This is a genomic window from Pseudoalteromonas sp. S16_S37 (genome assembly GCF_014694405.1).
Classification (GTDB): Bacteria; Pseudomonadota; Gammaproteobacteria; order Enterobacterales; family Alteromonadaceae; genus Pseudoalteromonas.
On sequence record NZ_JAAUWV010000039.1, the window covers coordinates 18,475 to 44,256 of the forward strand.

Annotated in this window: 18 protein-coding genes; 15 read left to right on the forward strand and 3 right to left on the reverse strand. The window is 41.1% G+C overall.

Annotation, left to right across the window (positions count from 1 at the left end; genetic code table 11):
* The first annotated feature begins 98 nt into the window (after positions 1-98).
* The 12 genes from HC733_RS15650 to asd all read left to right on the forward strand — a co-directional run bounded on the left by HC733_RS15650 (position 99) and on the right by asd (position 16,396).
* Positions 99-995 carry a LysR family transcriptional regulator gene (locus HC733_RS15650; RefSeq protein WP_190365951.1) on the forward strand — a complete coding sequence of 299 codons (897 nt, stop codon included), beginning with the start codon at positions 99-101 and terminating at the stop codon, positions 993-995.
* A 136-nt stretch (positions 996-1,131) separates the two neighbouring features.
* Positions 1,132-2,400 carry a glucose/galactose MFS transporter gene (locus HC733_RS15655; RefSeq protein ID WP_190365952.1) on the forward strand — a complete coding sequence of 423 codons (1,269 nt, stop codon included), beginning with the start codon at positions 1,132-1,134 and terminating at the stop codon, positions 2,398-2,400.
* A gap of 436 nt (positions 2,401-2,836) precedes the next feature.
* On the forward strand, positions 2,837-4,726 hold the full coding sequence (locus tag HC733_RS15660; RefSeq protein ID WP_190365953.1) for a methyl-accepting chemotaxis protein: 1,890 nt from the start codon (positions 2,837-2,839) through the stop codon (positions 4,724-4,726).
* A 229-nt stretch (positions 4,727-4,955) separates the two neighbouring features.
* Entirely contained in the window at positions 4,956-5,708 is a 753-nt protein-coding gene (locus HC733_RS15665; protein WP_190365954.1) for a DUF3450 domain-containing protein, read from the forward strand.
* A 10-nt stretch (positions 5,709-5,718) separates the two neighbouring features.
* Positions 5,719-7,086 (forward strand): MotA/TolQ/ExbB proton channel family protein, encoded by a 1,368-nt coding sequence (locus HC733_RS15670; RefSeq protein WP_190365955.1) that lies wholly within the window; start codon positions 5,719-5,721, stop codon positions 7,084-7,086.
* A gap of 2 nt (positions 7,087-7,088) precedes the next feature.
* Positions 7,089-7,616 carry a MotA/TolQ/ExbB proton channel family protein gene (locus HC733_RS15675; protein ID WP_190365956.1) on the forward strand — a complete coding sequence of 176 codons (528 nt, stop codon included), beginning with the start codon at positions 7,089-7,091 and terminating at the stop codon, positions 7,614-7,616.
* Between the two features lie 24 nt (positions 7,617-7,640).
* Positions 7,641-8,051, forward strand: coding sequence for an ExbD/TolR family protein (locus HC733_RS15680; protein ID WP_152087685.1), 411 nt, complete (start codon positions 7,641-7,643; stop codon positions 8,049-8,051).
* A 9-nt stretch (positions 8,052-8,060) separates the two neighbouring features.
* Positions 8,061-8,666 (forward strand): energy transducer TonB, encoded by a 606-nt coding sequence (locus tag HC733_RS15685; protein WP_190365957.1) that lies wholly within the window; start codon positions 8,061-8,063, stop codon positions 8,664-8,666.
* Between the two features lie 21 nt (positions 8,667-8,687).
* Positions 8,688-9,992, forward strand: a complete 1,305-nt coding sequence (locus HC733_RS15690) for a tetratricopeptide repeat protein (RefSeq protein WP_190365958.1) — start codon at positions 8,688-8,690, stop codon at positions 9,990-9,992.
* Between the two features lie 166 nt (positions 9,993-10,158).
* A complete protein-coding gene (locus HC733_RS15695; protein WP_190365959.1) occupies positions 10,159-11,844 on the forward strand; it encodes a hypothetical protein in 1,686 nt (561 codons plus the stop codon).
* Between the two features lie 83 nt (positions 11,845-11,927).
* Positions 11,928-14,612: a TonB-dependent receptor domain-containing protein gene (locus tag HC733_RS15700; protein ID WP_190365960.1), complete on the forward strand. Its 2,685-nt coding sequence runs from the start codon at positions 11,928-11,930 to the stop codon at positions 14,610-14,612.
* A 674-nt stretch (positions 14,613-15,286) separates the two neighbouring features.
* Positions 15,287-16,396, forward strand: a complete 1,110-nt coding sequence (gene asd, locus HC733_RS15705) for an aspartate-semialdehyde dehydrogenase (RefSeq protein WP_190365961.1) — start codon at positions 15,287-15,289, stop codon at positions 16,394-16,396.
* A gap of 34 nt (positions 16,397-16,430) precedes the next feature.
* Here the strand turns inward: asd and HC733_RS15710 are convergent, their stop codons facing one another.
* Entirely contained in the window at positions 16,431-16,937 is a 507-nt protein-coding gene (locus HC733_RS15710; RefSeq protein ID WP_190365962.1) for a DUF4240 domain-containing protein, read from the reverse strand.
* 124 nt (positions 16,938-17,061) lie between these two features.
* Here HC733_RS15710 and HC733_RS15715 point away from each other — a divergent pair, with 124 nt between their 5' ends.
* Complete coding sequence (locus tag HC733_RS15715) at positions 17,062-17,586, forward strand: RNA methyltransferase (protein ID WP_190365963.1); 525 nt, start codon at positions 17,062-17,064, stop codon at positions 17,584-17,586.
* On the opposite strand, the gene HC733_RS15720 is transcribed toward HC733_RS15715, so the two are convergent.
* Entirely contained in the window at positions 17,587-18,564 is a 978-nt protein-coding gene (locus HC733_RS15720) for a tetratricopeptide repeat protein (protein ID WP_190365964.1), read from the reverse strand.
* 428 nt (positions 18,565-18,992) lie between these two features.
* Positions 18,993-20,906, reverse strand: a complete 1,914-nt coding sequence (locus HC733_RS15725; RefSeq protein ID WP_190365965.1) for a M12 family metallopeptidase — start codon at positions 20,904-20,906, stop codon at positions 18,993-18,995.
* A gap of 670 nt (positions 20,907-21,576) precedes the next feature.
* Here HC733_RS15725 and HC733_RS15730 point away from each other — a divergent pair.
* Positions 21,577-23,544 (forward strand): FAD-dependent L-amino acid oxidase, encoded by a 1,968-nt coding sequence (locus tag HC733_RS15730; RefSeq protein WP_190365966.1) that lies wholly within the window; start codon positions 21,577-21,579, stop codon positions 23,542-23,544.
* Between the two features lie 58 nt (positions 23,545-23,602).
* Positions 23,603-25,405 carry an alpha-keto acid decarboxylase family protein gene (locus HC733_RS15735; RefSeq protein ID WP_190365967.1) on the forward strand — a complete coding sequence of 601 codons (1,803 nt, stop codon included), beginning with the start codon at positions 23,603-23,605 and terminating at the stop codon, positions 25,403-25,405.
* Positions 25,406-25,782: the final 377 nt, after the last annotated feature.

Here is a 25,782-nt window from a genome sequence, read left to right on the forward strand (position 1 = left end):
TATGCTAACTTGTGCTAGATGTTTTATAAATGCATAATAATCGTAATTCATTCCGATAATATCGAACTAAAAGTTCAACCATTCACAAAGGTCATCATATGCAGGTCCAAGACGTTGATTTACGCTTACTGAGAATATTTGTTGCTATCGTTGAGTGTGGTGGTTTATCGGCCGCTGAATCACGCTTAAATATTGGCCGCTCGACGATAAGTTCACATCTATCGGACTTAGAAGTACGATTAGGATTAAAGCTGTGCAAACGAGGGCGCAGCGGTTTTGAGCTGACAGAACCAGGGCGCATAACTTATCAAGCCTCTTTAGAGCTAATGCAGCAGTGCGAAGCATTTGCAACAACGGTAGCAAGCTCAAAAAATGCGTTATCGGGACGTGCAACCATCTCAGTAATCGACACTATGGTCAGCGATCCTCGTTGTGGTGTGGCTCGAGCAATTGCCGCTTTAAAAAAGAAAAGTAACAACATTCAATTTGATATCAATGTGTGTGAGGCGCGAGAAGTTGAAACATCGGTAGTAAATGGTCGTTCTTTAGTTGGCTTGGGAGTAAGCCGTCATCATTTACGTGGGCTTGACTATTTTCCTCTCTACAATGAGAGTAACTTTTTATATTGCGGTATTGCACATCCCTTGTTTGCGTGCGAACCCAACCAAGTTGATGCCTTATTACAACAGGCTGAAGTTGTAAGTAGTAACTATATGCGCGACAAAGAAACGCGTAATGATGGCTTAAATTACCAAAACACCGCTGTGGCATACCACGACGAAGGGATAGCTCACCTGATCTTGTCGGGACAATTTATTGGTTACCTACCAGATCATTACGCAAGTTATTGGGTAGAAAAAGGCTTATTCAAAGCAATTTTGCCAGAGCGCTATTCGTATAAAATCCCGGTTGTATTAATTACATCGAAGAGTAATGCCTCATCACCACTGGCTAATGCTTTGGTCGAGCAAATGAAGCTGTGTCATCAGAGTTGATTAAAGAGCTTTTTAAAAGTCACATAAAATGCACAAATAACGTACCGAATAGCATGGAACGTTCCATGTTTGAGCATGTGATTTTATTGTTACAGCGTGTAAACTCTAATTTATCCTTTTAATTGGAGTTTTTCTTGTGAGTGATATAAACACAAATCAAAGTTACGTTGCGCAAGGTAATGACGAAAACAAAAACTATTTGTTACCGCTCAGTGCAATGACCACATTATTTTTCCTGTGGGGATTTATCACGGTCCTCAACGATGTATTGATCCCGAGGCTCAAAGGGGTATTTGATCTCAATTACACTGAAGCGATGATGATCCAGTTTTGCTTTTTCAGCGCTTACTTTATTGTTTCTTTGCCAGCTGGTGTCTTGGTTAAAAAGCTTGGATACAAAAATGGTGTGCTCACCGGTTTAGTGGTCGCGTCAATTGGCTGTATGCTGTTTTATCCTGCTGTTGTGGTCCATGAGTATTGGCTATTCTTAGGCGCTTTATTTGTACTAGCCTCTGGCATTACTGTGTTGCAAGTTTCTGCAAACCCTTATGTAGCAGCATTAGGTCCAGCCAAAACAGCATCAAGTCGTTTGAATTTGGCTCAAGCCTTAAACTCTCTTGGAACGACCGTTGGTCCATATGTTGGCGGTTTATTATTTTTCGGTACGGCTGGTGCAATGGCAGCAGAAGCAGGTGCTGAATCAGTAAAAGTGCCTTATCTAATGCTAGCTGGGGCGCTACTTACCATCGCCATTGTTTTTGCATTTTTAAAGTTACCAACCATTGAGTCGCACAGTGATGAGCAAGATTGCAAGGCTAAAGAGCATAGTTTGTTTGCTGCGCCACACCTCGTTATGGGCGTTGGTGCTATTTTTTGTTACGTAGGGGCTGAAGTGGCAATTGGTAGTTTTTTAGTTAACTATTTTGCACAGCCGAATATCGCGGGCCTTGAAGAACATGCTGCCGCTAAGTTAATCAGTTATTATTGGGGCGGCGCGATGGTAGGGCGCTTTATCGGGTCGGCATTGTTACAAAAGGTAGCACCATCAAAAGCGCTAACATTTAACGCGCTTTGTATTGTTGCACTGCTAGCTCTAACCATGTCTTCAAGTGGTAGAGTGGCCATGTGGGCGGTTTTAGCGATTGGCTTGTTTAATTCTATTATGTTTCCTACCATTTTTTCAGTGGCAATTGAAGGGCTAGGTTCTTTAACCAGTAAAGGTTCTGGATGGTTGTGCTTAGCAATCGTAGGCGGTGCAATTGTGCCATTGATCCAAGGTCTGTTCGCAGACAATCTTAATATCCAAGTAAGTTTTATCGTTCCTTTAGTATGTTACTTATACATCGCTTGGTACGGTTTAAATGTTGTAAATTGGACTAAGCGTTGGCATAGCATAGCTAAGTAAATAGCTGTCACTTTTCTTAAGGCAAGCATTCGCTTGCCTTTTTTGTTTCTTTTATATTTAAATTAAACCTCGGCTGAATACGTATTCATTGCAGATATAAGCGGAAATTATAGGAACGTTCCAAATTATATCTACTTTGACAAGTCTCTGGCAAAGTTAATATGGGCCTAACAATCCTTGAGCTGAGGCTAGCCCATATTCGATTTTTCAATCTATACTTTTTGTAGTTATCGAAAGTTAAGCAATAAATCGTCTGCTTTTTATACGAATGTACATGATTTAACTAATTTTGCTAAAAAATCTCAGATACTGACCGATACGATAAGACAAACCAGTTTAATTTTGTTACATATGAATTAAAGCCTGATTTGATCAGACGTTGTGTGCAACTTATGGCAACGGGTTTCAGCGTAAAATTTATAATAATAGGCTCATAATGTTTAAATCGTTTAAGTTCACTACCAAAGTCACCATTGCTGCCTCAGTGGTATTAGTGATGGTGTTAGGATTATTTACCGTCAATAATTTTATTGTGATGCGTAGTCAGACCCAAGAGCAACTAACCTTAGTGCTTCAAGAGATTTCTCAGTCTGTGTCACAAAATATCGCCAATTGGCTCAACGATAGGCTAGATATTGTTGGCTCTGTTGCGCTTGGTCATCGCGCATCTGACTCGAAAGAACAGATTTTGCGACGCTTAGCAACTGCCGATGCGGCGGGGGATTTCAAAAATGTGTACATAGGTATGCGTGAAGGAGATTTTATCCTCGATGATCCAAGTATCGTGTTACCCCCAGATTACGATGCAACAACCCGACCGTGGTATAAATTAGCACAAGAAAAAAACGGCACAGCCTTTACCAATCCATATATTGATGTAACCACCAATGAGTTAACAATTTCAGCTGTGGTTCCCGTAACCAGTGGTAGCGAATTTTTAGGTGTAGCCGGTGGTGACATAGATATGGCAACCATCACCGATATCATCAATGAAATTGACTTTTTGGGCTTTGGCTATGGTTTTTTGCTCGACTCAGAAGGCCGTATTTTGTCTCATCCTAATACCAAGCTAAATGATAAACCTATGGCGGATCTGTTTGGTAAGCGTTTGCCATTACAAAGTGAGTTTATCGAAGAAGAAATTGATGGCACTGAACGCTTAATCTCGTTTGTCAAAATGCAAGGGATCAAAAATGTTGATTGGTATTTAGGTGTAGTGATCAACAAAGAAATAGCTTACTCATCTGTATCGTCATTTAGAAATATGGCAGCCATTTATATGCTACTGGGTGTAATAGTCATCGTATTGATGCTGAAGTTATTACTAAAGTACCTGATGAAGCCAGTAGAGCAATTGAACTATGCGATTAAAGATATTGCCCAAGGTGAAGGTGATTTGACTCGGCGCTTACACGTTGAAAGTGAGGACGAGTTTGGTGAACTATCTAATTACTTTAATTTGTTCATAGAGAAAATTCACGACTCTATTTCTCAAGTAAGAGACACAACGATCACACTTGAACACTCTGTAGAGAGCTTGATTGCGCAAACTCAATCTACTTTACGTATGTACAGCGACCAAACGAAGCGAACTGACAATGTAGCGACGGCAATCAACGAACTCTCATCAAGTGCTGTTGAGATCTCAAACAACGCCAGTCACGCGTCTGAGCTGGCAACTGAGGCAAACAAACTGAGTATTGATAGCCAAACAGCATTAAACGCCAACATTGCTGAGATTGCCTCTTTGAGTGACAAAATGGCACAAGCACAATCAACCGTAGATAGCTTGGATAAGCACTCAGCAAGCATTGGACAGGTACTTGAGGTGATTAAAGGTGTCAGTGAGCAAACTAACTTACTTGCACTTAACGCTGCTATTGAAGCTGCCCGAGCAGGGGAAGCGGGTCGAGGCTTTGCTGTGGTAGCAGATGAAGTAAGGCAGCTTGCACAACGTACCCAAGACTCTACCCGAGAAATCGAAGCCACGATTATAGAGCTGCAACAGGGGTCGGCTTCAGCCGTTGCGGTGATGAAGTCTTCGCTTGAAGATTCAGCTAAGAGTGCTTCTCAAGCGACTCAGGCAGGCGAGAAAATGCATGAAGTAAGTAATGCGATTGATTCAATTGATGGTGTTAACCATGCTGTTGCAAGTGCAACGCAAGAACAAAATACCGTGATCCAATCGTTAGATAGCGACATTCATCATATTAGTGATCTATCTATTCAAGGTTCGGAGAACTTACAGGCCACGCTTGGCGAATGCAGACAGTTACAAGCTCAGTTTGATGAACTAGAAAAGATGGTGATGAAATTTAAAGTTTAATGTAACCATTATCTAAATTTAACAAAGGCCAGCCATATTAGACGCTGGCCTTTCTTGTCTCTAAATTAGAGAACATTGTTGCAAGTCAGGAAATAAAAGGCTTGTACAGGTAAGTGTGTACCTTTTATTTCTATTGTCATTTTTCTGTATTGTTTGCGCAACACTACTGTCATTAACCACCCTTAAACTGCACCCAATTTAATTACTAGCAAAACTTAAGGTGTATGCGATGAAGTGCGTTAACCCCCTGTTGTTGGCAGGTTTGCTTGCAACTGCGTCAAGCGTTCAAGCGAATGACTTAAACCAAGTCGTCGAGAAAAGTAGTGCAATTAACGAATCTGCACAAAAGACTCAAACCAAGATAGATTCAATTGCAGACTCAATGCAATCGCGTTTACAAAAGTTCAAAACTCTCAATAAAGAGATTGACGGACTAAATGTATATAACGCGCAATTAGACAAACAAATTAAAAACCAACTTGATGAAATGAACGCTATCAATGCGTCGATGGATCAGGTGTCGGTTATTGAACGTCAAATTACACCTTTAATGCTTCGTATGATCACGGGGTTAGAGCAGTTCGTTCAACTAGACGTACCATTTCTTCCAAAAGAGCGCGCAGAGCGTCTAGCTAGCCTAAGAGCGATGATGGACCGCGCCGATGTAACATCAAGTGAAAAATTCCGTCGTGTGCTTGAAGCGTATCAAGTAGAGGTGGATTATGGCCGCACTATCGAAGCGTATACAGCGTTATTAGATGTTGAAGGTCAAGAGCGTGAAGTTGACTTCTTACGGATCGGTCGTATGGAGCTACTTTATGTCACAAAAGATGGTTCTCTTGCTGGCAGCTGGGATCAATCTGCAAAGAAATTTGTAGCACTTGAAGATACAAGTATCAGCCAAATCAAAAAAGGCATACGCATAGCGCGTAAGCAACTTGCCCCAGATATGTTATCGCTCCCAGTTCACGCGTCGGAATAAGAGGTTCATCATGAAATTTATCAAGCAATTTAGCAAACACGCTGTTCTGGCAGCAACTTTAGCGCTTTCAACTTCTGCATTTGCAGAGGAAGCGTTGAACTTGGACTCGTTACTTAAAACACTAGAGCAAGGTCAAGTTGCTCAAAGCAAACAAAATCAGGCGCGTGAAGCAGAGTTTAAAGCTAAGCAAGATCAACAAGTCGCAATGCTTAACCAATTAACGCAAAAGCGTAATGATGAACTTGCACGTTCAGAGCGTTTAGAAACTCAGTTTGAAGAAAACGAAATTAAGTTACAAAACTTAACCGATACTTTGTCAAAGCGCATGGGCTCTTTAAAAGAGCTATTTGGTGTAATGCAACAAGTAGCGGGTGACTCAAGCAACAAATTCCAAACTTCGGTTGTGTCGGCGCAAATTCCTGGTCGGAGCGAATTTATGGATGAGATGGCCAAGAAAATGGGCTCAACGTCACGTTTGGCTTCGATTGAAGATATCGAAAAAGTATGGTTCGAATTGCAACGTGAAATGACAGAGCAAGGGAAAATCACTCGCTTTAACAACGAGGTTATCGTAGCTGGTGGTTCTAAAGAGACTAAAGAGGTAGTACGAGTTGGTGCATTTAACCTTATTGCTGATGGTAAGTACCTAACTTATAACCCTGTAACCAACACTATTTCTGAACTAACACGTCAACCGGTAGCTCGCTTCACAGAAACAGCAGCGGATTTACAAGCGGCTAAATCAGGCGTTGTTGAGTTTGCACTAGATCCAACAGGTGGTTCTATCCTTGGCCTACTTGTTCAAGCGCCGAATACCGAAGAGCAGGTTCATCAAGGTGGTGCTGTAGGCTATGTCATCCTTGGTGTTGGTGTTTTAGCGCTTATCATCGCACTAGAGCGTTTTATCTCACTTATGCTAATGGGTGCCAAAATTAACCGTCAGCTTAAAGATAGCACCGCACGTGATGACAACCCGCTTGGTCGAGTGATGAAAGTTAAAGATCAGTATCCTGATGTAGCGTACGACACGTTAGAGCTTAAATTAAGTGAAGCAATTTTACGCGAGATGCCAAAAATCACGCGCAATCTAACACTGATTAAGATCATCTCAGTTGTCGCACCACTGCTAGGTCTACTAGGTACAGTAACAGGTATGATTAACACCTTCCAAGCAATTACGTTATTCGGTACTGGTGACCCTAAACTGATGGCTGGTGGTATCTCTCAAGCGCTTGTTACAACAGTACTTGGTCTGGTAGTCGCAATTCCAACAGTATTCCTATACACATTACTTAATACCCGTTCACGTAACTTGCTACTTATCCTACAAGAGCAAAGTGCGGGTATCATTGCAGAGCGAAGCGAAAAAGGAGCGTAATCGTGGTCCTATTGGTTGAAGCAATCAATGCGCTACGAGAGTTTTTAGATACAGGTGGCCAGGTTCTGCTGGTCATCGGACTAATTATCTTCGCCATGTGGTTGCTGATTTTAGAACGCTTTATGTTCGTATTTGGACGTTACAGAACATACAAAAATGAACTGCTCGCAGCTTGGAAATCACGAAGTGAAAGAAACAGCTGGAATGCAGAGCAAATTCGCCAAGCGCAAATCTCACGAGCGGGAATTCGCTTAAATGCCAACTTACCTTACATCAATGTCATGGTGGCGTTGTGTCCACTTTTAGGGCTACTAGGTACTGTGACAGGGATGATTGAAGTGTTTGATGTGATGGCAATCACAGGCACGGGTAGTGCCCGTTCGATGGCCTCAGGTGTATCAAAAGCCACCATCCCGACAATGGCTGGCATGGTTGGCGCACTTTCAGGTGTATTTGCATCAACTTATTTGCAGCGAAAAGCAAAGCGCGAAGTAGAACTGTTAGAAGACAAAATGCTGCTTGATCACTAAATCGAGCAGCGAGAGGAAAATATTATGAGAGCTCCATTAGCTAAAGTATTTCAAGAAGAAGAAGCTGAAGAAATTAACATGACGCCAATGCTTGACGTTGTATTTATCATGCTGATCTTCTTCATCGTAACTGCTTCTTTTGTAAAAGAAGCTGGTATTGATGTAAACCGTCCGGAAGCTGCGACAGCCGTTAAAAAACAACGCGCCAATATCCTAGTGGCAATTTCAGATAAAGGTGAAATCTGGATCAACAAGCGTCAAGTAGATATCCGTGCAGTTCAGGCAAATATCGAGCGCTTAAAAGCTGAAAACCCACAAGGCAGTGTGGTCATTCAGGCTGATAAAAAAGCAACCACAGATATGTTAATTAAAGTAATGGATGCATCTCGTGCTGCTGGCGCGTTTGATGTTTCAATTGCTGCACAAGAGTCATAGGTAACAATTATGCGTTATTTAATAGCACTGATAATAGCAGGTGTTATTACGTTCTTCTTGTTCTTGGGTATGCAAGCGCTTATCCAAGGCGGGGAAGGCGCAATGACTGATCCTGTAAAAGGGAATGTGCTTGATTTTGTCCGTTTAAAGAAAGAAGAAACGGTACAGAAAAAAGAGCGAAAGCCACAGAAGCCACCGACGCCAAAAGAGCCGCCTCCACCGATGGATGCGCCACAAATGCAAAGTAATGATCTTGATACTGCGGGTGCAGACTTTGACTTTAGTGCGAACGTTGAAGCAGATGTAAATCTTGCAGGCGGTTTGGCACTTGAGTCAAGTGACGGTGAATATCTACCTATCGTTAAGGTTGCGCCTGTATATCCTCGCCGAGCACTTTCACGTGGTATCGAAGGATATGTGATAGTCGAATTCATTGTGACAAAGCAAGGCACAGTTCGCGACCCTAAAGTAGTGAGCGCTGAACCAGAAGCGATATTCGATAGGGCGGCGCTCGATGCAGCATTAAAGTTCAAGTATAAGCCGCGTGTCGTCAATGGTGAGGCGGTAGAGGTTGCAGGTGTACAAAATAAGATTTCATTCCAAATTAATGGTTAATGAGGTTTTCGAGGTGCGATTATGAAAAATATTAAACAACTAGCAATTTACAGCGCTTTATTTATCGCAGGCTCAGCTGCACCTTCTTTGGTGTCGGTAGTGCCATTGATAGATATCAGTACGGCTTATGCAGAAACTAAAACCACGCGTGTACCTGCGCTTAGAGAAAAGGTTTACAGTCAACTAGCACGAGCACAGAAACTTGCTGATGATGGCGATGTTAAGGCTGGCTTAGAAGCCCTAGATAGCATCAACGAGCGCTCATCAAGTATGAACTCGTATGAAATTGCAATGATGCATAACTTTTATGGGTTTATTTACTACAACGAAAACCAATTAGATAAAGCAATAGCATCTTTTGAAAAGGTTGTCGCTGAAGAGGGTATTCCTGAGTCATTAAGATTATCGACTACATTTAGTTTGGCTCAACTAGCAATGGCTAACTCTGAATATAATAAAGTAATAAAATATTTAGATAGCTGGGAGGAAATAAACGCAAGCGTGACACCTGATAATTATTATGTACTTCGTGCTCAAGCTAATTACCAGTTAAAAGAATACAAAGAAGCTGTAAAATATATTAATACAGCGATCGGATTAAGTGAATCAAAAGGTAATGTGCCAAATGAAAACTGGTTGGTTTTACAACGCGCACTTTATTACTCACTTAATCAACCTGAAAAGGTAACTGAAGTACTGGAAAAAATGGTTAAGCTTTATAATAAGCCTAACTATTGGATCCAGCTTGCAGGAATGTATGGTGAAATTGGTGATGAGAAAAAGCAATTAGCAATTTTTGAAGCCGCAGATCAACAAGGCTTTGTAAAATCACGTTCAGAAATGAAACAACTTGCGCAAGTGTATATGTATAACGGTCTAGCGTATAAAGCTGCAAAGGTTATGGAGCGAGGTTTGGAGCAAGGTGTTATAGAGAATAACGCTAAAAACCAGGCGTTTATTGCAGAGTCTTTGGTGCAAGCTAAAGAAGACAGTAAGGCAGTAGCGTATTTTGCAAAGGCAAGCAAGTTAGTTGAACATGGTAATTATGATCAAAGGCTTGCAGAAATATATATCAACTTAGAAATGTTTGATGAAGCTGCAGATGCTGCACGCTCGGCATTAGATAAAGGTCAATTAACGTTCGAGTCAAATGCCTATGTTGCATTAGGCATGGCTCAATATAATTTGCAAAATTTCGACGCTTCGATATTGGCATTTGAACAAGCTGAAAAACACAAAAAATCTGCAAACTTAGCAAAGCAGTGGATTAATTACGTAAAAAAAGAAAAACTACATAATGAGACTTTAAAACAAGCTTTATTATAGTTTTATAATCGCAACACCAAAGCCGCCTTCGGGCGGTTTTTTTATTTCAAAAATATAAATTGTCATTATTGTTTCTATAAAGTGTAACCCATTTGTAATACAGTGGCGTTACTTTAAGTCCAAGCTTTTTATGCGCTTATAATTATTATATTTATTGGAGATAAAAATGAAATTTTCTGGGTTATTCAAAGTTAGCCTTGTTGCTTCTGCATTAGTTTTAGCCGGTTGTGGCGGCGATATTAAAATTACGCCTACTGTTAACGATAGCAGTGTAAAGAATTCTAATAACACAACAACAACACCAACTACTCCTACTACACCAGATACTGGTGATGGCAAAGTTGAAAACCCATGTACTAAACGTACAGTTGCTGGTAACGAAGTTCAGGGTGAATTTAAAGCGCCACACTGTGTTTATGACACAAATTTTGCAGGCAAAAACCTAGAAATTGAAGAAAACATCACATTTAAAGCGTTAGCCAATGGTGGTGCACACGTATTTAAAGGTGCTATCCAAATGGGTAAAAACTGTGATACGACTCTTGGTTGTACCATCGAGAAAAATGGTCCTACGCTGAATATTGAACCTGGTACAACAATGGCATTCACATCTGGTGAAGCGATTGTGCGTATCGGTCGTGGTGCAAAAATTAACGCAATTGGTACCGCTGAAGCTCCAATTACATTTACTTCTGCAAAAGTTTACCCAGATTTTGATATCGCTGGCACCGGCGCACAATTTGCTGATTGGGGCGGTATCATGATTAACGGTTTTGGTTTAACTAACCACTGTAAAAATGAACAACGTGCAGCTGGCACATGTAATGCTGAGTCAGAAGGTATTGTTAGCCACTTCGGTGGAAATGATAACGCAGACGACAGCGGTAGCATCAAATATGCAAACATTTGGTACGCAGGTTCAGGTCCTCGTGATGGCGGTGAAGGTAACGACTTAAACTCACTAACGCTTAATGCCGTAGGTTCTAAGTCTAGTTTTGAATATTTGCATATTCACCAAGGTTTTGACGATGGTATCGAATTCTTCGGTGGTGCTGCAAACATCAAACACATCGTAGTAACTGATACACAAGATGATGGTATTGATATCGACGCTGGCTGGAAAGGTAATGCACAATTTATTTTAGTTAAGCACGGTAAAGTGACCACTAAAACAGACGTGACATACTACGATGAAGACGAGAAAAAACTAGTTACCATCCCAGCTGGTACAGAAGGTTACATGGGTAACAATGGCTTTGAGACAGACGGTGAGAAAAACGGCGGTGCAGACTACTCAGAAGTACCGGCATCTAACCCTACTATTGCCAACGTAACGGTTATCACCACAGATGGTAAATCTATTCGTGATAATGGCTCCTCACAAGCAATTGCATTTGATGATGCGATTGAAAGTACTTACTACAACACGTTATTTGTTAAGGCTGATGCATCAATTAATGGGACCAACTGTGTTCAATTTAAAGATGTAAGTGCTCAGAAAAAAGCTGCAGACGGCAAAATTAAATTCAACAACTCTGTAATGGCATGTGTTAAACAGTTTAAAGACGGTGACACATTTAACGCTGACGCAGGTTCTGGCTCAAAAGCTGAATGGTTTGCAAACGGTGGTTCAAGTATCATTCTTGATAACGCGCAAGGCGTGCTATCTGCAGATGGTTTTTCTACTAACACGGCCTCTACAGAAGTTACAATCCAAGCAAACGATTTAACAGGCGAAGGCTTAGACAAGACATTCTTCGAACAAGTGGATTACATTGGCGCAGTATCGGATAAGGATACAAGCAGCCCATGGTACAAGTGGGTACAAAAATCACTTGCTGCTATTAAATAATCAAAATCTTTTGTGATTTATATGTTTATCACGAAGTAGGCGCAGCTTTTGCGCCTTTTTTATGGTTTTTGGCAGGATTGCAAATGAATACTCATATGAAATTGAAAAAAATTGCGTTGGCAGTAAGTTCGGCGGTGGTTGTTGGAGTATCAATGCCAAGCATCGCAGCAGAAGACCAAGCAATAGAAGAAGTTGTAGCTGTTGGCACGCGCTTGCAAGGCAGTGCGGCTGCAGTAATCGAAGAGCGTAAAAATCAAGCGTTCGTTGCGGACATTATGGGCGCTGAGCAGCTATCTCGTACTGGTGATAGTGACGCGGCTTCGGCACTGCGCCGTGTAACGGGTTTAACGCTTGTTGATGGTAAATTCGTTTATGTTCGCGGCTTAGGTGAGCGTTATTCCAGCGCGCGCCTAAACGGTGCTTCAGTACCAAGCCCAGATTTAACACGTAACGTGGTACCACTGGATATTTTCCCATCTAGTATTATCGAAAGTTTAGCTGTACAGAAAGCATACTCTCCTTCGATGCCAGCTGCATTTGGTGGTGGTAATATCGACATTCGTACTAAATCAGTGCCAAGTGAATTTACGGCAGGTATTGAAATTGGCATTGGTATGAATTCAAACTCGGATAAAGGCTATACATATTCACGCCCTGGAAGCGGGCAGCCTCAAGCATTACATGATGCCGTGTTGAGTTATAGAGGCGATTTTAGTTTGGAAGGTATTGTTGATGCTGATGGCATTAAGGAAACCGCAACGCAGACGAGAGCTGAACAAGCGGCTGCGATTAATAAATCGCTAATTTTATCGCTACCTCGCGATCTCAAAGTTACCAAAGAATCGTTAGATCCGAACTACGATGTAAAGGCCAATATTGGCACTAGCTTCGATGAAAGCTATTTTGGTGGCACGATAGGGTTTATGCTTGCGGGCTCCTATGATAACGACTGGTCGTATTCAGAGCGTAAGACTGCGGTGACGGATGACGATCCTGCAGATAACTGTACAACGTCTCTTGCCACCGCAGAAGATGCCAGCACTAACTGTTACGTAACAGTGAAAGATTCAAAAGTAACTACTGAAAACGAACGTATTAGCGGTGTTTTCAATTTGGGTTACAAACTTGAACAACACAGTGTTAGCTACTCGAAAATATACCTCGAAGATAACGAAGATGAAGTAAGCTTATCCGTATCTCAAAGTCCTAACGGCAGTACGGTAAGAACTATTGCAGGTACGGGTGAAGCGCAACGTGCTCACAGTTTCAATTACGAAGAACGCAAATTAGACGTAGATCAGTTGATCGGCCAACATACTTTCCTTGATTATTGGGGAGTTGGTGCTGATTGGCAGTATACAGAGTCGGAAGCGGAAACACGCATCCCAACTAACATTGATTACCGTTTTATTGATAAGTTTGAGAACGGTGCTTACACAGGTTCGATTATCACTGGTGACGACAATAGAGCAATTTATTCGTTTACCAACATGGTTGATAATGTTAAGTCGTACAGCGGTAACATTACATTGCCACTTTCTTTTGACAATGTCGAAGTTACATTGAAAGCTGGCTACGACTTTATGGACCGAGCGCGTGTATACAATACGTCAAGTTTTGCTGTTAATAACAATACTGGCATCTCTATTCCAGTAAATAACAGCGCAGAAAATATACTTGGCTTAACAACCTACTTGGACGATGAGTTTGTTGGCAATAACAACTTTTTACTGACTTTTAACGAACCGACCGCACCGAGCGCGGATGACTATACAGCGGCTCAAAAAATTGATGCGGGTTTCTTTGAATTTGATGTGCTTTACGATAACTCGTGGCGTGTAAGTGGCGGTTTGCGCTACGAAGACTTTAAGCAAGTTTCTATCGGCACGTCTAGCTTGATCTTTGATAAGATCACTCAGGGCATTTTCTACTCACCCGAAAAAATTAAAGAAGGCTCAGTTAATCTGGACGATGTTTTTAGTTCGTTGGCTTTAACTTATTTGGCTGAAAGTAACTATCAGGTTCGTTTTAGTTACGGAGAAACGACAGTTCGCCCTGACTTACGTGAGTTAGTCTCTGTTGCTTACTACGATCCGCTTACTGATATCAAAACATTTGGTACACCAGGCCTTAAAAGTAGTGATTTGAAAAACTACGATGCGCGCTTTGAGTACTACATGGATAACGGCGACAACTTCTCGGTTGGTGCGTTCTACAAAGATATTACTAATCCAATCGAAACCGTACTGCGAGTCGGTGATGAAGATTATAGTGCTTCATTTGTAAATGGTATCGATGGTGAAGTGTATGGTATTGAAGCTGAATGGCTATACGACTTATCATCTGCCCTAAGTGGTGTATTCACGTCTGGTAACATCACATTAAGTGATTCAGAAGTATCAATTGACCCTGCGTTTGCTGGTAACTTAACTAACCCTACGAAGCGTATGACAGGTCATTCTAAATACGTAGTTAACCTACAAATGGGTTTTGATTCTGCAGATGGCCAGCACAGTGGTTCATTAGTATACAACGTGTTCGGCGAGCGTATATTGGCCTCAGGTATCGGTGGTCGACAAGATGCGTTCGAGCAACCGTTTCATTCACTAGATCTAGTGTACACTTGGTATCCGGACTTTAACTCTAAGGTTAAGTTCAAAGTGAAAAACCTGCTAAACGAAGAACAGGAAGTAACACAATCAGATCTTATTGTTAGACAAAAAGAAGTTGGTACAAGCGTAAGCATAAACTATAGCTACGAATTTTAAGTGCTAGACGATTTTTACTAATAACAACGAAAGTATTAAGCCAAGGCTATCGCCTTGGCTTTTTTTATCTCATAAAAAATAATTAGATTTGATTGCGAAAATATGACATGTAACGTAGACTATACGCTATCAGTTAAGTGAACTTGTACTGAACCAGATAATTTAAGTATAAAGCTCAGCACGTTAATAAATTTGTCATCTTTATACTTTAAAGTGCACACAATCTTAAAGGTTATAATTAAAAATTATAAACGAACCTCGAACCGAGTTCTGAATTGATGTCGTGAACATCAGATTAGGACAACCTTTACATGTTGTATCCAAACCCCGCTTTGCGGGGTTTTTTATTTTATCGTCATAACTTAATTAACTGAAAAGATAAGCTATTTTTTTATGTAATTGCCATTAAGTTGATTGTGTGGTGTGTTAGCTTTAGAACCCTAAGTTTACTCAATACAAGACTTATTGGTAAGGGCAGTGAGCCGTAGATAGCGTATCAAGTAATGAATTAGTCCTACTCAGTTCCCAAATTCCACCTTTGTTGCCAACAAAAAACGTCACTAATTTAGAGAAAATAATATTCAATTTTGGCTAGTCGAACCCTCTCATATTTGTTATTTTGGACGTCTAGACTCACGCAATGTCTATTAATTTTAAATGAAGGTAAAAATAACATGAATAAAGTAGGACTCGTTGGTTGGCGTGGTATGGTTGGCTCTGTGCTTATGCACAGAATGATGGAAGAGAATGATTTTGCACACATTGATGCGCACTTTTTTACGACATCACAAACTGGGCTTTTAGGCCCCGACTTTGCCGGTACTGCCAAACCACTACAAGATGCTAACGATGTAACGGCCTTGTCTGACATGGATATTATCATTTCATGTCAAGGTGGTGACTACACTAAATCAATTTATCCTGCTTTGCGTGAATCAGGTTGGAATGGCTACTGGATAGATGCAGCGTCGGCATTGCGAATGGAGTCAGATAGCATAATCGTACTTGACCCAGTAAACAGCGATGTAATAAAGCAAGGGTTAGAGCAGGGCGTTAAAACATTTGTTGGCGGCAACTGTACGGTTTCTCTAATGCTACTTGCCTTAGGTGGTCTATTTGAAAAAGACTTGGTTGAATGGGTAAGCCCTATGACATACCAAGCTGCATCAGGTGCAGGTGCGCGTAATATGCGCGAATTAATTGCACAAATGGGTGATATTCATGCATCAGTTGCAGAGTTGTTGAATGACCCAGGCTCTGCGATTTTAGAAATCGATAAGCTAGTTGCGAATAAGATTAAGTCAGATGATTTGCCGACAGACCAGTTTGGGGTGCCATTAGCTGGTAGTTTAATTCCTTGGATTGATGTTCCTATGGAGTCTGGTCAATCAAAAGAAGAATGGAAAGCTCAAGTTGAGGCAAATAAAATTTTGGGCTCTTCTAAATCTCCGATCCCTATTGATGGCCTATGCGTACGAATTGGTGCGATGCGTTGTCACTCACAAGCAATGACTATCAAGCTTAGAAAAGATTTACCGGTCGATGAGATCGAACGTATTTTGGCATCTCATAATGACTGGGTTAAAGTTATCCCAAATGATCGTGATAAAACAGCACAGGAACTTACACCAGTAAACGTAACGGGGACTCTTGATATCCCTGTTGGACGTATTAGAAAACTCAGCATGGGCCCTGAATATATCAGTGCCTTTACGGTAGGAGATCAACTGTTATGGGGCGCAGCAGAGCCGCTACGCCGTATGCTGCGAATTATTTTAAACTAAATGCTAAAAACATAAGGCGCTTCAAGCGCCTTTTTTATTTTTGCTGCCAATATTTAGCAAACAGTAGCGGAAACCGCTCTTTTAGTAACTTGGGCTTATTTTTAAACTTTTTGCCTTGCGGCTGAAAATTCACCACGTTGTGGTAGGGGAGTTCTTCGCCTGTAATGTCTTCATACAATAAACCTGCTACCAAATCGAGTTCGTCACAGTAAGGGGCGGGCAGGCCGTCATTCATTGGAACATGGTCATAATTAGCTAAACTATCAGGGTTACTCAATATCTGTTCTAGATTAGTCTTTCCTTGTAATATCAACCAATTACAAAAATCTAAAAAGTCATACTCGCTATTACAACCACACATAACATAGGCAAATGCCCAGTTATCCCAATGCCATAACTTACGCAGTTGTTGGGTGTAGAGTATGTCAAACTCCGCTATCTCTTGTTTATCTAAGGCTGAAAGTGCAGTTCTCAACGCAAGGTTTACATCATCATCATTTTGCACTGTAGAAATAATTTGCCAGAAAGTATCAATATTCATTTATAAACTTTTCATGCTTAATATGGTGAGATCTTACCATAGCTTGCAAAACAAGCGCACCTCTATAGACGTGCTGCCGTTATTGTTGTAGATTCGCGTGGCATATATAAAAGAGTGAAAAACGATGTTTGATAGTGGATTTGCCTGTATTGGATTAACTAACCCTAAAAGCCCAAGTAATGTTGGCGCAGTGATGCGAGCAGCAGGGTGTTATGGTGTCAATTCTGTGTTTTATACAGGTAAGCGATTTGAAAATGCGCGAAAGTTCACAACCGACACCAAAAAGGTATATCAAAGCATACCTCTCATCGGTGCTCAGTCTTTAGGTGATGTTATACCACTAGGCGCTACACCTGTCGCGATAGAGCTTATTGAGGGTGCAAAACCACTTACCGAATATGTTCACCCAAAAAGTGCATTCTATATGTTTGGTCCAGAAGACGGCTCTCTTGATAAAGAAACCCTTAAGCTGTGCCAAGACGTTATTTATGTTCCCACTCAAGGCTGTATGAATCTAGCGGCAACCGTGAACGTTGTTCTTTACGACCGGTTATTGAAATCAGGTGTAACCTTTAATCATGACGAAATAATTCGCAACAGCCGAGACAATAACAACAACATAGTATTAACGGATTTGTTGGCTAAGTAGTTACCAATTACAGCTTAATACTTTGTTAAACCAAGTTTTATTTTCAAATTTTTTGGTTGCGATATGCTCGACAATGGGTACCTCAATACCAATGAGCGATGCCAAGTGAATTTTAATCAGTGTTTTTAGCTGAGGCCCTGCTAACTTATTAAATTCAATAATTAATTCTTTGTTTTGCTGGTCGGTAAGTTTGACACCTTGGGTATATTGATATGCCGAATTGACCCAAAATAAATAGGCTTTTTTCGACTCATCTGGGTATTCATCAGAGAGCTGTGAAATATGCGGATATAATCGCAAAAAATCGATACTTTTGTTTTGCAAAACAAAAGTGAACAGCAGATTTATACCCGAATTTATATGGCCAGAGTGGTTATTCGCTAATTGAAATGCGGTTAAGGCCTCTCGAAAATGTGCTTCGGCTTCTTTTATATTGCCTTGGTCCATGGCAATAGTGCCAAGGTTGTTGTTGATTGTTGCCATTGCGCGCACGTCATCAAGTCGCATAGCGATGTTGGATGCCTCTGAATAAATAGACTTCGCAAGCGTGTAGTCTTTTTTATATCTGGCAACAATCGCACTACTTATCAATAAAGAGATCCGTTGGCTAGACTTATCTGCATGCTTCAGCGCACATGAGAAAACATGTTGTGCAGCGTCAAAATAGTTTGTTTTTCTTAGCCAAATACCCGTACCACTTAATATTGCCACTATTGTTTCCGAAAAAGCGGGTTTTTCATCCAATTTGAATAAGGTCTCTAATATTGGGTCTATGTCATCAAGATAGTTGAGTGTCAGTGAGGTTCTAAGCTTCAATACGTGAAATGCGACTTGCTGCTCATCAGGTAACTTATCAACGTTAGATATTTTATTGAGAATAGCTAAAGATTGCTCTGGATCTGAGCGCATAAAATACTGTGCGCGAGATATTTCATATTCAGGATCTGTATTAGATGAAGCCGTACTCAATGTACTCATTATCATGCAATAGCAGAAAAACAATAACGAAGCGGCTTTGTACAACAAGAAACACCATCATAAGAGTTTGAATATGGTTAATTATAGATTGCGCAATAATATGATCAAGCTTATTAACAATAAGTCCGATACTGCCTAGTATTGGACTTAGCTGGTGACATCTACACATAGATGGAGATAACGGTAAACGGATATACGTAACATCCCATAATTTACGTTATGTTAAATGATGTAATCTATTAAAGTCGAACTCCATTGATGCTGATTTATTTAAGATATTTTTGAGTGACTTTATGCGTAGTCAACGTAGATAAGTGAATAAGATCAACTGTTCTAACGCTAACTATCTAGGAAACTAAAATTGAGTGTACTTCAAAATCAATAGCGTTATTAAAAAAGCGCCTTCTCGTTGAAAGGCGCAAATTTAGTTATTTTTTCAAAGTAAACTGATATTGCCCTGTTGATTGACTGTCCCAGCTGTATATTTTGAAGCGGTAGTAGCCATACGGTGCTTGATATTCAATTTTTTCAATAGACTGTGGCTGGGTTGATGATTTAACGACTTCCCATTGTTGTTTGTCTTCATTCCAAACCTCTAGGCCTAACTCCAAATCAGCCTGGTTATCACCATTTAATAGTCCGGTTAGGTTGCCTCCTTGGTATTCAAACCACTGACCATTTGGCTGAATGTCCACTTCGTCTCGTGTTGATATTTCACCCACATATGTTTCACTATTATCATTGCTACCTTTTAGGTCTACCCGCAAAGCGGTATTGCTTACTTCGGTGTTCGCGTAAACATAAATGTAATAGGTTGCGTTTTGCGCTGAGGTTGAACAGTGCTCATTGTTGTTAGATGTTGCGCTTACGCAATCATAGTTTTGGCGGTTAGCATGAGCCCCACTTCTGACATAGAGATCTGCGTTGCCCTCACCACCCTTTAAGTTAAATTCTACTGAGCTGTAGCTATTATCAGCTGTTACTTTAAAACACATACCCGTATCTGCAGCGATGTTTTTAAGTGTAACAGTGGTGTTTGGCGTAAGCGCGTGTGCCTTACAACTGCCATCAACTGGGTCGTCATCTTTTAATTCAACTTCAGCGCTGAGTGTTAAGTCATCAAAGTCGCTGTATGCATAAACGTTAATGTAATAGTTTCCTGCGGTGGTAGCAGATATGCACTCTTCGTTGGCGTTTTCGCCATCTGACTTACAATCATAGTTATGCTGCGTTGCAATTTGACCTTTGCGAACAAATAAATCTGCATCTCCATTATTGCCAGTTGTTGTGATGCGGTAGCGCTTTGCATTTGCACCCAGCGTTAGCTTAAAGCATTGTGACTGCCCTTTTCTTGCTGACAACGTTAATGATTGATTGTTTTCAATCACACTGACCGAACATTCAATAATAGGATCTGGTGTATCATACAAATAAGCTACGGCAGCAATATCGCCTTGGCTTAAGCGTTGGCCATTTCCTACATTGTACTCATTCACGTTCGTATCCAATATCTCGATGGTACGACGACCCCCTATACCAAACGCATTGATGCGATAATGCATAATTGAATCATAGTCATATTGACCATGTGCTTTACCTTGGTAGTTTGAAATGCGCTGAAAGTTGTATGCCATACTACTTGAGATATTGCCCCATAACAGACGGATGTAATTATCTCTGTCTGGGCGAGTTTGTTCATGAAATAGCCCGACCGCATGACCAATTTCATGCACAGCTGCACCGCGTCCACAGTTATTGGCAAGCGTAATTGTTTGTGCGCCACCTGAGCGACCAATCCAGGAACTACACCCACCACCGTTTTGAACGATTACATAATCGCGTTGGTTGGTGCGTGGCACCAGTCGAATACTGGTATTGGCGTGCCAATGCTCAACGGCGTACTGAAAGTCTCTACGCGCCTGAGCACCAAGGCTTCCATCAATAACATAAGGGATAACGCCGTTTGGCCATTTGTAACTTGAGTCTAAATGCCTCACAGTACCCTGTATAGAGTCAAAATCACGATGTACATTATTAACACTGGGTGATGAGTTAATGTTTAAGTGATAGCCGCGCTGTTTTAAGGTGTCTGTATGGCCCAAGATCATGTCACTCACATAGCCATAACCGCCTATATCTACTACGTTTATCAAGCTGCCATCTTTGTTTTGTATGGTATATGTTTCACGCCCTTCAGATGAATAGCCAAATAAAGATTCTCCTTTGTCGAGGTTTGGTTCGGGTGAATAGATAGGGATCCACTCTCCCGCTAATGTAGACAATGAGCAAGCTAACAAACTCACTGTTATTAGATGCGTTATCAATTGTTTCATCTTTATCATTAAAAAAGTCCTTGGTAGTAATTATAAATTTTGTTGCTAAGTGTTAACTAAGGCTGATTTTGTTTAATACGCTTTGATTCCCAATCAAAGACAGCGGCTAACTTAAGATGGGTTGTATACAAATTTTTGATGTTTTTATAAAAATAAAGTGACAAAAATAACTATTTTATTGTGATTTATATAAATAATTTCAATTAGTTAGAGTGTCGTGAATAATTGGATTTAAGCAGTGGGCCAGCAACTTCTTCGCGAAAAGCCAGATCTAAGGTGGCCAACGGTATGCTGCAGCAAATGTTTATTTATAAAAGGAACGAACAAATTAGAAAAAGTAACGTTAATAAAACTATATATATTTCAGGTGCTTTTTTGTTTTAGAGCAAAAAAATCGCTTTGTAATGCTCTGTAACACACATTTATTTACATACCTGCTACATTTATTAAGGTCTACAGGGAGAGGCGTGACGGCATGCATACTTAAAGGAATAAGTTCGCAGTACTTGCCCAACAGTAAACCCTAAAAAACTAAAGATTGAACTTTGTAACTTAAGCAAACGGTGCACATGTTTGGCGGCCACATTTGGTTGGGCCACATTTTGCTAAGTCATGCCTTGGCGGTACCGAACTGGTCGTTAAGTTGCTAATAAACAGATAACAAATCAAGGAAATAACAATGACCCATTGTAAACTTGGCAGTGAAATCGATTATAAAACTATCCCCGATTCAGTTGATATTGCGATTGTTGGTGCGGGTATGTCTGGCCTGTACAGTGCGTGGAGATTGCAAAACGAGACAAATGAAAATGATTTTGTCATTCTTGAGCGCTCCGATAGAACGGGCGGCCGTTTAGACTCCGACCTTATTAAGTTTAAAAATCAGAAAACAGGCCCTAACCAGCCAGACACGATTACAGTAAAAGAAGAACAAGGTGGCATGCGATTTTTGTTTGATGGCATGGACGACTTAATGGCTTTGTTCTTAAAGTTGGATTTACAAGACGAAATCGTTCCGTTCCCGATGAACAGTGGCGGTAACAACCGTTTGTATTTTCGTGGTCAAAGCTTTTCAGTGAACGAAGCAAAAGAGGATAACTATGCTATTTGGTCTGAACTTTATAATTTAGACCAACCAGAGCAAAGTATGAATCCAACTGAAATTGTGAATGTTGTTTTTAACCGTATTTTACAAGCTAATCCACAGTTTAACGAGCGTCCAAAAGTAAAAGGCCCATCGTTTTGGCAAGATTTCCGTTTAGAGTGTAAGTGGAAGGGTAAAGGTCTAAACGAGTGGTCTTTATGGGATCTTTTCTCTGATATGGGCTATTCGCAAGAGTGTATTACTATGCTCTATCGTGCACTTGGGTTTAATGGCACGTTTTTATCAAAAATGAACGCAGGTGTTGCATATCAGCTACTTGAAGATTTTCCTGCAGATGCAAATTTCCGCACCTTTAAAGACGGCTTCAGTACCTTGCCAAATGCGTTAGTTAAGGACATCGGTGAAAAGCGTATCCATTTAAAAACCGAAATTGAGGCAATTGATTACGATAAAAACTGCAAAGAATATATTCTGCGTTACACACGGACAGAAAAAGATGGTTGCTATGTGACGGGAACTCTTCGCGCTAAAAAGGTTATTTTAGGGCTACCTCGGCTTGCTTTAGAGCGCTTATTCGTGGGTTCAAACGCCTTCAATGAACTACCAAAAGAAGAGTCTAAGAAAATTTGGAATACGCTGCAAACCGCAACAAATCAGCCGCTACTTAAAATTAACCTGTACTACGATACACCATGGTGGGCAACAGGTATTACAGGCCGCCCTGCTGTTGAATTTGGTCCTAACTTTGCAGATTTACCAACTGGTTCGGTATATCCATTTTATGCTGTTAATGAACCGCTTGTTGCCGCGCTCATGTATCAAGAACGTAAAACTCATCCAGATAAAGAGACACAGGCTAAGTTGGATGAAATCAACGCGAAAAAATACGACCGCCCTGCTGCACTGACAATTTACTGCGACTACTTGAATATTAATTTCTGGAGCACGCTGCAAAACAAAGGTGAGTTGTATCACAACCCAAATCAAGATCAGTACGTATGTGAAGTGCCATCAGATATCTACCCTGCATCAGTGGCCGTTGTAGAGCAAGCGACGGCGTTCTTTAAAGATATTTTCGACACACGTTACGTGCCGCAACCCGTTTTAACAAGTGCGCGCATCTGGGAAGGCAGCGTTGATTTTGACTTACCTATGAGCCAGCAGTTTGGCTATGGTGTGCATCAGTGGGCTGTTGGCGCTGATGATAAACAAGTCATGGCGGATTTAACAGAGCCTCTTCCTAACCTATTCACTTGCGGAGAAGCTTTCTCTGACTATCAAGGTTGGGTTGAAGGCGCATTGCGCTCTACCGACTTAGTGCTAGAAAAAGGCTTCGGATTGAAGCCATTTGACGAGCTTTACAAAGAGCAAACTGGCGTTGCGCCATCACTTGCAATTAAGGCTGCCTACGAAGAAAACGCATCGCGATTGATTCATGAGTATATTGATCCAAAACTAAGCCTGAGTGATGCACCAGTAGACGACACTGTTGATAGAACAAGCGTTATCGGTGTGAGCTTAACCTACTTTGACAAAGCTTAATTAGACCAATTGGGGGCCTTGCGCCTCCTTTTTTTATCCTAATGTCTCGAGAATAAATATGAACAGTGTAATTGATAAATACTGCGTTGCTGATTATTTAAAGCAGCGTTTAGAGGAAATTGGTGTAGAGCAGATGTTTGGTGTGGCCGGAAACTACACGGCGGCGCTTCTGGATGTCATCTTATCTGACGATAACTCACCTATAAAAATATCTGGCAACGCCAATGAAATATGTGCGGGTTTTGCGGCGGATGCTTATGCTCGATTAAAAGGTGTAAGCGCATTGTATGTAACCTACAGTGTGGGCGCTTTTAGTTTACTAAATACCATAGCGGGTTCTTTTGTTGAGCAAGTGCCCGTTATTTTAATCAATGGCGCGCCAACAAATAAGGAAGATCAAATATCAAAGCAAGCTGGCTTGTTGTATTCGCACACAACGGGCTATGACTTCGTAGATATTCACATGTTTAAGCCCATTACTGTCGCAGCCGAGAGAATCATCAACGCGCAACAAGCGCCTTACCAAATTGATTCTGCCATCACCGCTATGCTGACTCAAAAGCGCCCTATTTATTTTGAAGTGGCCGAAGATGTGTGGCGTACCCCATGTCAAAAACCGCAAGGAAAACTTGCTTCAGGCGCTAATGCTACGATCACTGTGAGTGAGGCAAGCAATGCAGCCCAAGCTACAGTAGAGTTGATGTTAAGCAAACCAAATAGCATTTTTTGGGCGGGTATTGAGTTACAACGTTATGGTTTACAAGATAAATTCCTAGAGTTGTTGGGAATACTCAACCATTCGCACACGTTACCAAATAAGCATATCCATTTTGTGACTACAGCGTTGAGTAAGTCGGTTATTGAAGAGACTCATCCATGGTTTGAAGGGTGTGTCACGCTTAAAAACGAAGAGATAACCCAGCTTGTTGGCGATGACGGTGCGCTTATCGGCATTGGCGCTTGGACGACAGGTAAAGACACTGGCAACGAAGATATACGCAGCAGCAAAACTGTATTAGCCGCACATGGTGGTGTTTTTGTTGGTGCAAATTTCTATCCATCTGTGCAGTTAGAACAGTACCTAGACGCGCTGATAGCTAAGTTTACTGAGTTAGCGACAGTTGAATCTGTAAAGTTGTCAGGCTTACGCTTGACCAACGCATTGATGAAACAAGCGCGTACTTGTCCAAATTCAGATAGCACACTTGGCTATGACAATTTCTTCCACGCCATGAGTCAATGGATCAGCGAAGACGATGTGATGATTGTTGATGCGGGTTTTCCACTTATCGGCGCACAAGGGGTTAAAATTCCATCTCGCAATGGTTTTATAGCCCAGGCTGCATGGCTTTCTATCGGTTACTCCGTCCCTGCGGGAACTGGCGTTAAATGCGCTATGCCTGATAAGCGTGCGGTGGTTGTTGTGGGCGATGGTGCATTTCATGAAACTTGCCAAGCTGTTGCCGATCAGCATGCTTACGGTCAAAACACCGTGGTATTTGTCATCGCCAATGGTATCTATGGTATTGAACAATACTTAGTAAACCCCAATCCATTTAGACAACCGCCAGTTGATTACAAAGATGAGTTACTGGATAGCGTCTATGCATACAACGAGCTACCGAGTTGGAAAATTGCAAAAGTAACAGAAGCCTTTGGTGGCGTGGGTCGTACTGTGAGTCATATGAGTGAGCTGATGGCGGTGATGGAAGAAATAAGATGCAATCCAGATAGCAACTTTGTGGTTGAAGTATGTATTCCTAAAGAAAACGTCCCGTTGTCAATTGCACAAGAAGCTGGCAGTGCAGTTGGTGAAGATGAAATTGATAATCCAAACTGGCCGCCTGCAGGTAAGTTTTAAAATCACTCAATGATAAGGTTCAGTATTTAATTACTGGGCCTTATCCACAGTGTTCCCCTTCTATTCCATTTTTTTGTAAATCCCCTTTACACACTTAAAAATAGCCATAATAACTTAAGCAATTCTGTAAATAACTTTTTGTTTATTATAAAGTACAGGTGTTCTAGGAATTAGAACGCAGTAACCTAGTTTTTATACAATAAGTGGGTGTAAAAGCATTTTTAAAAGGAAAGCCAATGCAATACATTATAACTGCATATAGAGCTGGACCCCATTGGTTGGACACATAAGCTAACTTTTTAAGTGGTTGATCCAGTCATGCCGCGTATCTTTGCTTACCGAAGTAAACTTCATCAGGTGTTAGTTCGTTTAGCCCT